The sequence below is a fragment of the Acinetobacter sp. 231_lipA genome, assembly GCF_058243005.1.
Map to the genome: position 1 here is coordinate 1,039,181 of NZ_JBZAYU010000001.1, position 13,214 is coordinate 1,052,394.

Here is a 13,214-nt window from a genome sequence, read left to right on the forward strand (position 1 = left end):
CGCCTCCCGGTCGATAGCAGGCACCTAAGCCGATGTACTTCAGTAAGCGGAACGTGGAAATCCCGTATTACTCCCATTGGGAAAGCAGTTTGCAAAAACTGCCCATGGTGATGCGGGCGAAGGAACGAGGAAAAAGCGAATGCCAGTCTGTAATGGGTTGGATAGAGGTTGAAACATTACCCCACGCGAAAGCGGGCTGACGTCCTTATGGTCTCTCATCACAAGAGAGTGTGTAGAACCCTTTTAATGGAGGGAGAGCAAATGAATGCAGCAGTATCAGCGTGTGCACCTTCCAGCACATCGTGGGACAGCATCGATTGGATTGCTGTACAGCGTCATGTCAGAGGGCTGCAAGCGCGTATTGTGAAGGCGGTACAAGACGGCAGGCATAACAAGGCGAAAGCTTTGCAATGGCTGCTGACTCACTCGTTTAGTGGCAAAGCATTGGCCGTCAAACGAGTGTCTGAAAACAAAGGCAAAAACACGGCTGGGGTCGACAAGGTGACTTGGAATACACCCAAGGCCAAGACCGGTGCGATGATGTCGTTGAAGAGGCGAGGTTACACGCCCCTTCCGCTTCGGAGAGTCCTTATTCCGAAGAAAAATGGCAAGATGAGACCTCTTGGGATACCCACGATGAAATGCCGGGCCATGCAGGCGCTCCATCTGCTGGCTTTGGAACCCATCGCGGAGACCATCGCTGATCGGAACTCTTATGGGTTCAGACCGCAACGCTCAACCGCGGATGCTGCAGCACAGTGCTTTGGTGTGCTGTCAAGAAAAGTAAGTGCGGAGTGGGTGCTAGAGGGTGACATTCAAGGCTGTTTCGACAATATCAGCCATGACTGGATGATCGCCAACCTTCCAATGGACAAGGTGATTCTACGGAAATGGCTCAAAGCCGGTTACGTCTACCAAAGCAAGCTGTTTCCCAGTCTTTCCGGAACACCGCAAGGAGGTATTATCTCCCCGGTGCTGGCCAACATGACCTTGGACGGACTGGAAACGATGCTGGCGAAGAGGTTCTCTAACGCCAAATGGACAGGCAAAAAGCTGCAACTGGTACGGTATGCGGATGATTTCATCATCACGGGGTATTCTAAAGAGTGGCTCGAAAATGAAGTTCGTCCTGCCGTGGTTGAATTTCTGGCGCAGCGCGGTCTCGTGCTCTCTCAGGAAAAGACCAAAATCACGCACATAGGGAACGGGTTCGATTTTCTTGGCTGGAACGTACGTAAGTACAACGGCAAGCTACTGATCAAGCCGTCAAAGGCAAACATCAGCGCTCATCTTGACAAGCTGCGAGCATTAATCAATGCAAACAAAGCGACACGACAGGCCACTTTGATCGGTTTGCTCAACCCGATTCTAAGGGGTTGGGCCAACTATCACAGTCATGTCGTTGCCAAGAAGGTTTTCAACCAGGTAGACAACGCAGTGTGGGAAATGCTCTGGCGATGGGCTGTACGTCGCCACCCTCGCAAGACACTCCGATGGGTCAAAGATCGGTATTTCAAAGTACAAGGAGCGCGTCGATGGGTGTTCTCATGTGATGAACAGTCCGCCGATGGTCGGAAGCGACAATACACATTAGTGTCTGCCTCGGACACGCCAATTGTGCGACATATCAAGATCAAGGCTGCTGCTAACCCTCATGACCCCGCATGGGATGAGTACTTCGAATCCCGATGGGGTAAAAGAATGCTGGTCTCCGCAAAGGGGCGAGCCAAGCTGTATCGGGTGTGGCTAAAACAAGGTGGTCGCTGCTGCGCCTGTCTTAAACCAGTCACCAAAGATACACCATGGCACAGCCGTCATATTGTGAAGCTAAGTCATGGTGGAACGGATGCAGTTGCTAATCTTGAGATTTACCATCTGTATTGTCCGAGGAGTGTTCAGTTTGCCAATGTCAACGATGTATAACCGGGTGCCGAATGGCGCCTTAGCAGAGGCTTGAGCCGTGTGCTGGGAAACTCGCATGCACGGTTCTTAGGGGGTTGGACGTAGGTAACTGCGTCTGACTACCCGACAATCAGATGCGTCCCTGGGCGTTGGGACGCAAGAACTGGCTGTTTGCAGGTTCGCTGCGCAGTGGTCAGCGAGCGGCAAACATCATGACTTTAATCCAGTCAGCAAAGCTGAATGGCTTGGATCCGTATGCCTATTTAAGTGATGTGCTGAAAAGGTTACCGACACACAAAGTGACCCAAATTGAAGAATTGCTGCCGCACTGCTGGAAACCTAAATCGAATTAAAAAATAGGTATGGGATTCAGCGGACGCTTACTTTACTTCACCCTAGTGTGCTCTATGACCAATACAACATAGATTCCCAAAATCACTAGCACTCGTTCTTCATGCAAAACAGAAGGTTTTCTCACAGGCAAAAACTCACAAGAGCACACTTTTTGGGTATGATATGGAAATAAATTTAGTCGGAAATAGACGCATGGCACAGGTACTATTGGCTCAGCTTGCAGCGGGCGAAGTAAAATTTTCAGATGTACTGGCATTCATTGAAGCTTCTTATACACATACACCAACTGCTTTTAAAAATGGTTTGCAGCACAATGCGGCAACTGAAAACCAAGGTAGCGCAAAAGTGTTTTCGTTTGCACAACTTCAAGATCTCGATCAAGCGCAAACTTTAAGCCTATTTGCAGAACACTATGCTTCTGTTTTAGCGACACCTGATGCAACAGATCATCAAAATATTCGTCAGTTTATGTTGAATGGATGGGACGGTATTGAGTTTGACGGTACGGCATTAACTGCAAAATAAAGATAAAAAACCACGTTCAAGCAACTTGAACGTGGTTTTCGAACAATACAAGATTAATTTTATTATCAGATATTTATAAACACTATTAACATTGATACACCTATAAGCATCCACAGATTTGATAAATAGGTTTCACGTGGATCAAGACTTCATATGGCTATTAATCGCCTAGAAAACATTAAAACAGCACGATGAAGTAACTAAGCGCTACTTCCACATTACCCCTTTACCCGTTCGATCCATTGAATTGAGCTGACCCGAAATACTTCACACGCACCATCCCCAGTATCGGTCGGGGTTAAGGATGAGGTCCAGACCATATCTTTGTCTTTAATTTCAACCAACTCACCTTTTAAACGAACCAAATCACCACGTTTCACGTGTTTAATTTGTTTAGCAATTTCAGGGTTGGCTGGAATGATGTGCATATTTGACACCATTTGCATGGCTTGCTCGGCAGGCACAGGCAAACGATCAATTTTCCAGTTGAGATAACGGTCGTATTGATTCACGGTAATATGGCGTGCAATTTCAGGTTCAGCAAACAAGCCCCAACTCACGGCGTAGTCAATCGGGGAGAATTTCGCTTGTGCATCATCCGAATACATTTTAGAACCTAAAATTCGAAAATCACCTTTAAACGGTTTCAATACCGAAATCGATTGATCTTTAGAGGTCGGCGCTAAACCTTTGGCAATGTTGTAATCTACAGTGGCACTTGCACTGATGGGCAACAGCAAACTGCTGAGTAAACCGAGCAGGATAAATTTAGATTTCATTGCAAACCTCATTCCAATCGACCTAGGAAAATATGAACCAATTTCATCTTAGTCCACTTTCCTGAAAAGAAGCTTATGAACTTAGTAACATTGTGAACGAATTATGCAGTCTACTTTGAGCCACAGTACTTTTCAGTTAGGCTAGAGCTGAAGAACAGAGCCCCAAAAAACAAACATGCTTTATAAATACTATCAACAACACATCTTTCCGCATGTCCTGAATCAGGTCATGCAAGTACCAAGCTTAATGGACAAGCGCCGCGAACTGCTTTTGCCGATTCAGGGAGAGGTATTGGAAATTGGTTTTGGTACAGGACTGAATCTACCCTTTTATCAAAATGTCGATACTGTCTTTGCCCTTGAACCCAGTCCAGAGATTTATCATTTGGCTTTAGATCGGGTACAAGCAGCAGCATTTGAAGTGCATCATGTACAAGCCCGTGCGGAAAAGCTGCCTTTTGCTGACCAGAGCCTTGAGCATGTGGTCAGTACATGGACACTGTGTAGTATTGCTGAGTTAGAACAGGCTTTGGCGGAAATATTACGCGTGCTCAAACCGGGTGGCACCTTACATGTGGTGGAGCACGTATTAAATACAAATAACCTTTATATTCAGTGCCTACAACACTTACTCACGCCTGTGCAAAAGCGTTTAGCCGATGGCTGCCATCTCAATCGAAACATTGAACAGGCCTTAAAAGCAGCAGGATTTAATATGATAGAACAGCACTACTTTTATGCCGAAGGTATTCCGAAACTCGGACAGCTGATGTTTTTTGCACGCGCTCAAAAGCCTCATTCAAGCGATGGGTCATGAAAGTCATGTAGAAAGCATCTGCTCTATATCAAGCAAGATACTTTCATGGGTAGACATTATCAAGCTTATTCAATCGTATCAAAGTCGATGCGGACCGTTTCAAAACGAACCCGCCCTGCTTGAATCGCTTGCGCAATGGCAACTTGTCCTTTGGTTAACCTCGCCCCACCGCTTTTAATATCAATGAGAACAATTTCAATATCTTCTGCTCTTCCCTCACCATCACGCAGGTCGGTATAACCATCAAAGACCACATAGTCGACAGGATCACCCAAAAATTTAGCATCACTAGGTAAGTATTCAAACTGGGGCATAATCGGTGCCAGTTGCTCCGCCATTTTACCTTTGAGCACTGCACGACTGGTATTGACACTGCGCTTTTGTGCTTGAGCCAAAGCCTGCTGATGCTCTAGTTCTAATTCGGCAATGTAGCGCTCATATTCTGCTTTGATGCGTCCATTTCGGCTGTGACTTAAAATAAGGGTGGTCAAGACCACACCAATTGCTGCACCGATCAACATTGCCATCCATATGGACATGGTTCTTTCCTAATTTTGTGCTACAGGTAGCAAGATTTAAACTTACAACTTTGGTTTGGTGTCATATGCGACACACAAAAGAATGATATGCTAGGGGTGAGCAGAATAAAATCATTTAAGGTCATGAAAACGATATTAATCGCCAACCAAAAAGGTGGCTGTGGCAAAACGATAACCGCAATCAATTTAGCTTCGGCACTCGCACAAAAAGGTTATAAAGTGGCTTTGGCCGATGCCGATAATCAAAAATCTGCTCGTCAGTGGTTAAAACAGCGTCCAGAGCAAGTGGCGCATATTCAAAGTCTAGATTGGCGCCATGAGAAATCGATTGGTGAAGTGCCTAAAAACATTGAATATTTAATTATCGATGCGCCGGGTGCGCTGTCTGGTGAGCATGCCGAACAGCTGGTCAGTGAAGCGCATGCGATTGTGACGCCACTGCAACCCTCGTTTTTTGATATTGACAGTACCCGTCGTTTTTTAAAGCATTTACAAGACATTAAACGTATTCGTAAAGGCAAAGTGCAAATTTTGCTTTTGGCCAATCGGGTCAAAGCCAACAGCGCCAGTGCCAAAGACATCCAAGATTTTTTTGCGAAAATTGAACAGCAACCTGTAGCATGGATTTCAGAACGTACCGCATATGGCCAATTGGCAATGCAAGGTTTAAGTGTATTTGATAAAACACAAAAGAATTACCTCTCCATTCAAAGCCAATGGCAACCGCTGCTCAACGCCATTGTCGATGACCCAAGTGCTTGGTTCTAAAATATTTTGCTATAGATAAAACGGGGCTATTCCCTATTTATAGTCGGTTATTCACGAGAACTTACCAAGGGTACGTTCTCGTGCGCATTTTTTTCAGTTAATATGACTTTGACCTTAGAGATATAGCAGTGAATACCGTGCAACGATACGCACCAGCCTTACAAAAAGTATTGTTATTTGGACTGATTTTTATTCTGTTCTATTTGAGCTTTCAAGTCCTGAAATACTTTATTGTACCTGTGCTTTGGGCTGCGATTATTGCCTACATCACTTGGCCTTTATATCACTCAGTACAGAAACTCTGTGGACCGCGTCCAACCTTAAGCGCCACCATCATGATCAGTATGGTGGTGTTAGTTGTCGGTATCCCGCTGACCTTTGCCATTTTTATGCTGCAACATGAAGGCCGTAATCTGTTTTATGAACTACAAAGACAAGTATTCTCAGGTCATTTAGATGTTCCGCAATTTATTCGGGACTTGCCCATTATTGGTAAAGAAGTCACCCGTACTTTAAAAGAAATCAACACCGATCCGAACAGTATTGTACAAAATGTCTCAGGCTGGTTTCAAAGCCATTTAAATTATGGTCGTTTGGTGCTGAGTGAAATCAGTAAAAATATTTTTAAACTCTGTTTTGCGGTGATGTCGTTATTCTTCTTCTATCGTGACGGACAAACCATTTTAAATCAGGTCAGTAAAGCGCTAGAAATGGTGATTGGCCCACGTATCCACCACTATTTAGACACCATTTCCGAAACCACGCGTGCTGTGGTCTATGGAGTTGGCCTGACTGCAATTGCGCAAGCACTCTTGGCAGGCCTGAGCTATTTTGTTGCTGGTGTCCCAAACCCAATGGTACTGACCATTGTAACCTTTATCTTTGCACTCATTCCTTTTGGCCCACCTGTGGCATATAGCGCCGTGTCTTTATGGTTATTCTCTCAAGGGCAGACTATTGAAGCGATTGGAGTGATGGTGTGGGGGGTTTGTGTGGTCAGCACAGCAGACAATGTGATTCGCCCATTGGTGATCTCAGGTGCAACGCAAATTCCATTCTTACTGATCATGTTTGGTGTATTGGGTGGTTTAGCCAGCTTTGGTATGGTCGGCTTATTTGTCGGCCCCGTGATTCTAGCGGTACTGTTAGCCATTTGGCGAGAATGGCTACATGAACAAGTCCATGACCCCCTAATGATGCCGAAAGCGACATTGGCTTATGATCCACCTGAAGAGCCTTTAGATACGCCCAAAAAATAAGTTCAGTGAAATGACTTGAGCGCATGCTTTCCTCTAAAGTATGCGTTTTTTTATGTCAGATACAAAAACGCTGTACGGACAACATTGAACCGAAGCCCTGCCTTTGTTTGAATGGTTCTGAATTTTAAGGAAAAAAGGATCCAACATGTTGTCTTCTGCTTTCAAACTAAGCGCACTTGTGACTTTAATCGGTTTAGGGACTGTGGCATGCACCACTACTCCCACTGAAACCAATACGATGGTTAAAGATGTCGATGTACACGCCGTTTCAACTGCAGGTGTGGGACAAAAAATTGGCACCATTCGTTTTATTGATAGCCCTGTTGGTTTGGCGATTCAAACCAATTTGACTCAACTTCCACCCGGCCCACACGGTTTTCATATCCATGAAAAAGGTTCGTGTGATGTAGCTGAAAAAGAAGGAAAACCTGTGGCTGCTTTAGCCGCTGGGGGACACTTTAACCCAGAAAAAGCGCCAAACCACGGCACACCACTCAATGGCCATATGGGTGATTTACCAATCTTGAATGTCGACTCAGCAGGTAATGCAAAAGTCAATTTACTCGCTCCTCGCTTAAGTTTAGCCGACGTTGAAGGCTTAGCCGTAATGGTACATGCAGGTGGTGATAACTATTCAGATACCCCTAAACCACTTGGCGGTGGCGGTGACCGTATCGCCTGTGGCGTGATTAAGTAACTCTATCGCCCCGTGCACTGTGAATAAAGTAGTGTTCTGACCTCGTATCTGTGGATAAGTTTCGACTTATACACACAATGCAGCGGAGTCATGTTCCGCTGCATTTTTATTGTCATAGGTGAATTTCTGATGTGATGGACCACAGCATTAAATTGACAGTGCCCTGAAAAAAGTTCAGGCTAAAACTAAAATAAAACTAAGCCTAGACTATTACATCGTGAACAATCTTCGTCAGTGGTTTCAGTCCTTTCAGTCCAATGCAATTTTTATGTATTGCTTGCAAATTTTGATTGTGCTGAGTGGTACAACCTTAGGTTTATATTTCTTAGGACTGCAACAGCTCATCGTTCCGACCACATTAGGTGCAATTGCAACAGCCCTGACCGACTTCGACGATCGGCTCAGTATTCGTCTCAGAAACCTTGCCTATGTCTGTGTCTTGTTCTTTAGCGTCAGTAGCATCTTAGATTTTTTGCATCCTTATAAATTCTTCTTCATCTTATATTTATCACTGTCTAGTGCTTGTTTTATTTTACTGGGGGCACTGGGGCAACGCTATGCAGCGATGAGCTTTGGCACCATTCTACTTTCCCTATACAGCATGTTTGGCCTAGGTGAATATTCGGTTTGGTACTTTCAACCCAGTTGTTTTGTCTTGGGAGCATTGTGGTATGGCTGTACCGCCATTGTGTTTTATATTCTTAAACCCACCTTGGCCGTTCAGGACAACTTAGCCCGCTGTTTTAATCAAGTCGCCGATTTGCTCAACGCAAAAGCACGTCTATTCGACCCAGACAATCGAGACAATGTAGAAGCGCTGCTCTATGATTTATCCTTACAAAACAGTACTGTGGTACAAAGTTTTAACCACACCAAAAGCTCACTACTGACGCGACTAAAAGCATCTCGCGCCAACCAAAATATAATTTATTGGCTCAACCTCTATTTTCTCGTTCAAGACATTCATGAACAAGCCAGCTCTAATTATTTGCACTATGAGCAGTTACATCAAAACTTTAGCCGAACTGATCTCATTTTTCGTATTCAAAAAAATATTCGACTGCAAGCCCTTGCCTGTCAGGCTTTGGCACGGTGTATTTTGAACAATCAAACCTATGTATCAGATCCAACGACCACTCAGGCGTTGCTGAATTTACACAGTTCCATGCAGGACTGGATTCGAGATCATCCACACAATATTGAAGTCAAAAATCTACAACTGATTTTAAATAATTTGGACAGTGTGCATGAACGTTTTCAGCACCTCAACGAACTACAATCGCGCCAAGAACAGCGTTATCAACAGCATATTGATAACCTCAATTTATATGATGATGATATCCATGATTGGCATGATCTGTGGCTCAAACTCAGTCAACATCTCACCCCCCAATCCGCACTGTTTCGCCATGCGGTGCGTATCGCCTTTGTCTTTACTGTAGGTTATGGCATCTCACTGCTACCCTTTGCGCAACATGGCTATTGGATTTTGCTCACCAGTTTATTTGTTTGCCAAATGCGTTATTTCGCCACCAAAAGCCGCTTAAAAATGCGAACCTTGGGCACTATTTTGGGCGTTGTCTTAGGGGTTCCACTGCTGTATTTCGTCCCAAGTATTGAAGGACAACTGCTACTAACCATTATTTTTGGCGTGTGCTTTTTCTATCTCAGTTCCAAGAAATATGCCATGGCGACCCTTATGGCAACACTCATGGTGCTGCTGATTTTTAATTTAAAAGGTGCAGGTTATGCCATTATTTTACCGCGAATTATAGACACCCTCATTGGTTGTGCCATTGCTTGGTTCGCAGTGAGTTTTATTTGGCCGGATTGGGACTTCCGCAATATTTCCAACACCATTAAAAAAGCATCCGATGCAACCCTCAACTATTTCAATGCCATCTGTGAGCAATATCAACACGGTAAAAATAATAGTCTGGCTTACCGCAGTGCGCGTCGTACTGCGCATAATGCCCAAACCGAACTGGCGAACATGATCTCCAGTCTCAGTACCGAGCCCAATCCCAACCCAGAACTGGTACATCATGCTTTTCGCTACTTGGTATATAGCCACAGTCAACTCAGTTATATTTCTGCTTTGGGAAGTCACCGAGATTTGGTGCAGGATACGCAAGTGTTGGAACTGATGCTGTGGTGTCAAAATACGCTGAATCATGTACTGCTCCATCAGCAGGCATTAGCTGAACTCGACATCCAGCAAAAACTGGCAGAGATTAAAAGCCTAAATGCGCAAGAAACAATGAGTCCGAATTTACACTTGGTCCTCAAACAAATCAGTCTACTACTGGAAACTCTGCCCGAATTGCTGAAGTTAAAAACTGAACTGCTGGCCCGAGACATTAAATAAAACGGACGATACAACGAAGATCTTTAAAAGCGTCATGATGTACGGGTGTATTGTGGTTCATTTTTATCTGGTTCTTGCGTACACTCGAGCTTCATTCTCATAGATTTTTTGACCATGAACATTCAGACATTACGTGTTGTAGGATTTTTAGAAGGGATTTCTTTTTTACTGTTGTTATTCGTTGCGATGCCAATGAAATACATCTTTGATAACCCGATCCTAGTCAAATACGTGGGTATGGGGCATGGCGTATTATTTATCTTGTTTCTCATCGTGCTGTTTGTGGTCTGTGAAAAACAAAAATGGTCTTTGAAGATGTTTATTTTAGGTTTGATCGCTTCAATCTTACCTTTTGGGCCTTTTGTGTTTGATGCCAAAATTAAAAAATTGGAACCAGAGCAAGCTGAAGCCTAAGTTTAAAAAAACTGGCTTTAAAAAGGATTTTTTAAAGCAGTAATAAAAAAGCGCCCATTCAAATGAATGCGCGCTTTTTTTATAATGTGAACTTAGCTGAATTCAGCGAATAAAATCTTAGTAAACACCACTCTCAAGACGTTTTTGCATCACTTTTTTCACGGTCGCACGTGGAAAGCTAAACCACAACGCAATTAAACTGAGGCAGACCAAACTGTAGGCCCAAAGACCAAATGCCACATAAGCCATACGCACCAGTTCAATCACGAAGAAAAACGTAAACATCATCAGTACCGAAACGGCTGCGGCAACCGTCCCTTTGGACACCTCCGATGACATCAACGCAAAGCGATATAACACCGAAAAACTGATACCTTCGCCAAAGCTCACCAAAGTCATCCCCACAATCAGTAACGGCAAGAAATAGCTTTGGAAAATGGTGCCGAGCACCACCAACAGCGTACCGACGAACATTAAAGGCAAACCGAGTAACACAGTTTTACCGAGTGCCATTTTGTCGATGACTTTAATCAATACAATGTTGCCCAGAATGAGACCGCCCAAGACGGGGAACTGTGCCAAGCCATATTGCATACTGCTCAAGCCAAGTTCTTCTACCAAGATCACAGGCGACAGCGCAATCCACAGCATCAAAGGCATCGCGACCATCGGTAGGCCAAAGGTGAGCGCCAAAAAGGTCTTATTTTTATAGACCGTTTTATAGTCATCCCAAATATAGCGCAGCGGCTTTTTAGAATGACGCTGTTGTGTCGCAGGCATTTTGGCTTTTAAACCAAACCAACTTAAAAAAGCCAAAAAGGCGATGCCAATAAAGCCCCAATGCCATGACACATGGTCAATCATAAACGCGCCCACTACAGGGCCAAGCAGCGGTGCCAGCAGAGAAATATTGGCCATGAGTGCCATGACTTTAATGGCATCACGCTCTTCAAAACTTTCCTGTACTGCGGCATAACCCACAGCAGAAATCATCGATAGTCCCACGCCTTGTAAAAAGCGGAGCGCCAAAAAAGACTCAATATTTTGAGTGAGTAAAATCGCGAGGCAAGTCAGCACAAAAAATGCCACACCTGCAAGCAACACTTTTTTACGGCCTAAACGGTCTGAGAGTGGTCCAAGCAGCCACGCGACACAAGCACCGCCCAGTAAGTAAAAGGACATAGAGGATGGTGCCCACGCACTGCTTACTCCAAAGTCTTGGGTAATCGCGAGCATAGCAGGCTGGACTAAATCGTTACCGATATAGACCGAAAATTCGAATAAAACCAATGTCAAAGGAAACATCAATGTGGCACGGCTTAACTTTAAAGTTTGTACGTTTTGCATTGTTATCTACATATAAAATGCGTACAAGCCTGAGCAAAGTCAGTTAGAGGGAGAGACGACTAAGCCCAATGGCAAGCACTGTAAAATTGAATAAAAAATGTATGGGTGCGAGAAATGCACACTGGTTTTACGCTGTATTCACAAAGCGTTTTTAGAAAAGGTGTTATTAAAATAGACTGAGCGGTGACACTGACAAAGCTCAGTTAAGCTATTTTAGCAGTGTTGCATCTGTTTGTATTGTTACTTTTTTAAGTTTCATCTGTCGCATTTGGTTTTGTATTAGGCGCAATAAAATGCCCTTGTTTTAAGTCCTCATACGCCTGTAAAACTTCGTTGAAGGTGTTCATGACAAAATAACCGCGTCCATAAATCGGTTCATTTAAAGGCTGCCCACTGAGTAATAAAAAAGCGCTGTCTTGTACCGCTTGTATTTCGAGATGCTCACCATGATTAGACATGACTGCCATCTGCTGTGCTTCTATCATTTCTCCGCTATTGAGCTGAAGACGACCACTACGGATATACAGCAGTGTCGTCTCACCTTCCGATACAGGTAAAACTGTTTTCGTACCCGCTGTAAGCTGAACATCCAACACGGGGCTTTGTTGCACAAAGATTTCATAACTATATGATTTTAAAAGTTTTGATTATTTTTTGATCCAAAATTAAATTTATTTAAATCAGATGCTTACATATTTATGCAACAAAGCCTTTTCAGTCTTATAGATTACTTTTGTTTTATCAAAAAAATAGCTTTCTTTCTCATATAAAGCACCAAACAGATCATCAAAATTCATGTCACCTTTTAACACATCCCAATTTTCTATTGCTTCCATTGCGACCATAAAATGGTCGTACTTCGTCGGCAAATAGTGCGACAAATCAAAACCGTTCCCAACAATCAAAATATTCATTTTTATAAAACCCCAAAAAGCAAAAAAACGCATCAACCGATACGCTTTTTATGAGGCAAAATTGTCTAAAGTTCAACCATAAATCAAAGATTTATTATGAACACTTCGCTGTTTGGAAGTTCTTGGTATTTTTACCGCGCGCACATTGGTAAGAGGTTTTCGTCGCAGTTTTTTCCCAGTCGCCATCGACCAACTTAAAGTTATACACGGTACGCACCGACTTTACCGAATCATCTAACAACCCTGTTTCAGTCACTTTGACTTCTGCCGCGGTCGGTGACTCCACTGTATTAAAGTATTGACGGATTTCAACCGTAGCCAACTCATTACGCAAATCTGGACGCTCTTTAAGTACCTGAGCCAACGGCGTATCTGACGAACCGACTTTATTCACTAACTCTTTGGTCGTCGCACAACCTGACAAAAGTCCCACACATACGGCTGAAGCTAAAATAAGACGCAACATAAATCCCACCCAAAATTTATTATTTATCAATCTATCATGCCTTTTTTAAGCCTATTACACTATTT

At 43.8% G+C, this 13,214-nt stretch carries 13 protein-coding genes and 2 pseudogenes; 9 read left to right on the forward strand and 6 right to left on the reverse strand.

Features of this window, described 5'->3' with window-relative positions:
* Positions 1–261: 261 nt before the first annotated feature.
* The 3 genes and pseudogenes from ltrA to AC4CUX_RS05345 all read left to right on the forward strand — a co-directional run bounded on the left by ltrA (position 262) and on the right by AC4CUX_RS05345 (position 2,781).
* Entirely contained in the window at positions 262–1,923 is a 1,662-nt protein-coding gene (gene ltrA, locus AC4CUX_RS05335) for a group II intron reverse transcriptase/maturase (protein WP_005167203.1), read from the forward strand.
* Positions 1,924–2,027: 104 nt separating this feature from the next.
* Positions 2,028–2,255: pseudogene (locus tag AC4CUX_RS05340) on the forward strand (transposase domain-containing protein); the annotation flags it as partial.
* Positions 2,256–2,448: 193 nt separating this feature from the next.
* Positions 2,449–2,781, forward strand: coding sequence for a HopJ type III effector protein (locus tag AC4CUX_RS05345; RefSeq protein WP_201953761.1), 333 nt, complete (start codon positions 2,449–2,451; stop codon positions 2,779–2,781).
* A 218-nt stretch (positions 2,782–2,999) separates the two neighbouring features.
* Here AC4CUX_RS05345 and AC4CUX_RS05350 read toward each other — a convergent pair whose 3' ends face one another.
* Positions 3,000–3,560 carry a hypothetical protein gene (locus tag AC4CUX_RS05350; RefSeq protein ID WP_004691412.1) on the reverse strand — a complete coding sequence of 187 codons (561 nt, stop codon included), beginning with the start codon at positions 3,558–3,560 and terminating at the stop codon, positions 3,000–3,002.
* Positions 3,561–3,735: 175 nt separating this feature from the next.
* Here AC4CUX_RS05350 and AC4CUX_RS05355 point away from each other — a divergent pair, with 175 nt between their 5' ends.
* Positions 3,736–4,377 carry a class I SAM-dependent methyltransferase gene (locus tag AC4CUX_RS05355; RefSeq protein ID WP_004977986.1) on the forward strand — a complete coding sequence of 214 codons (642 nt, stop codon included), beginning with the start codon at positions 3,736–3,738 and terminating at the stop codon, positions 4,375–4,377.
* Between the two features lie 65 nt (positions 4,378–4,442).
* Here the strand turns inward: AC4CUX_RS05355 and AC4CUX_RS05360 are convergent, their stop codons facing one another.
* A complete protein-coding gene (locus AC4CUX_RS05360; RefSeq protein WP_004691414.1) occupies positions 4,443–4,916 on the reverse strand; it encodes a Holliday junction resolvase-like protein in 474 nt (157 codons plus the stop codon).
* A gap of 123 nt (positions 4,917–5,039) precedes the next feature.
* Between AC4CUX_RS05360 and AC4CUX_RS05365 the strand changes: the two genes are divergently transcribed.
* From AC4CUX_RS05365 to AC4CUX_RS05385, 5 genes are all read left to right on the forward strand, one after another.
* Positions 5,040–5,684, forward strand: coding sequence for a ParA family protein (locus AC4CUX_RS05365; RefSeq protein ID WP_004977991.1), 645 nt, complete (start codon positions 5,040–5,042; stop codon positions 5,682–5,684).
* Positions 5,685–5,821: 137 nt separating this feature from the next.
* Positions 5,822–6,943 carry an AI-2E family transporter gene (locus AC4CUX_RS05370; protein WP_005401319.1) on the forward strand — a complete coding sequence of 374 codons (1,122 nt, stop codon included), beginning with the start codon at positions 5,822–5,824 and terminating at the stop codon, positions 6,941–6,943.
* 145 nt (positions 6,944–7,088) lie between these two features.
* A complete protein-coding gene (gene sodC / locus AC4CUX_RS05375; RefSeq protein WP_005401320.1) occupies positions 7,089–7,640 on the forward strand; it encodes a superoxide dismutase family protein in 552 nt (183 codons plus the stop codon).
* A gap of 217 nt (positions 7,641–7,857) precedes the next feature.
* Positions 7,858–10,008: a YccS family putative transporter gene (yccS, locus tag AC4CUX_RS05380; protein WP_005401321.1), complete on the forward strand. Its 2,151-nt coding sequence runs from the start codon at positions 7,858–7,860 to the stop codon at positions 10,006–10,008.
* Positions 10,009–10,122: 114 nt separating this feature from the next.
* Positions 10,123–10,422: a DUF3817 domain-containing protein gene (locus AC4CUX_RS05385; protein ID WP_004977999.1), complete on the forward strand. Its 300-nt coding sequence runs from the start codon at positions 10,123–10,125 to the stop codon at positions 10,420–10,422.
* 117 nt (positions 10,423–10,539) lie between these two features.
* On the opposite strand, the gene craA is transcribed toward AC4CUX_RS05385, so the two are convergent.
* The 4 genes and pseudogenes from craA to AC4CUX_RS05405 all read right to left on the reverse strand — a co-directional run bounded on the left by craA (position 10,540) and on the right by AC4CUX_RS05405 (position 13,149).
* The gene (gene craA / locus AC4CUX_RS05390; RefSeq protein WP_010327630.1) at positions 10,540–11,769 is read right to left on the reverse strand and encodes a chloramphenicol efflux MFS transporter CraA; all 1,230 of its coding nucleotides are present in this window, start codon (positions 11,767–11,769) and stop codon (positions 10,540–10,542) included.
* A gap of 248 nt (positions 11,770–12,017) precedes the next feature.
* Positions 12,018–12,380, reverse strand: coding sequence for a pirin-like C-terminal cupin domain-containing protein (locus tag AC4CUX_RS05395; protein WP_005401324.1), 363 nt, complete (start codon positions 12,378–12,380; stop codon positions 12,018–12,020).
* A gap of 99 nt (positions 12,381–12,479) precedes the next feature.
* Positions 12,480–12,683: pseudogene (locus tag AC4CUX_RS05400) on the reverse strand (hypothetical protein); the annotation flags it as partial.
* 94 nt (positions 12,684–12,777) lie between these two features.
* The gene (locus AC4CUX_RS05405; protein ID WP_004978014.1) at positions 12,778–13,149 is read right to left on the reverse strand and encodes a hypothetical protein; all 372 of its coding nucleotides are present in this window, start codon (positions 13,147–13,149) and stop codon (positions 12,778–12,780) included.
* Positions 13,150–13,214 lie beyond the last annotated feature (65 nt).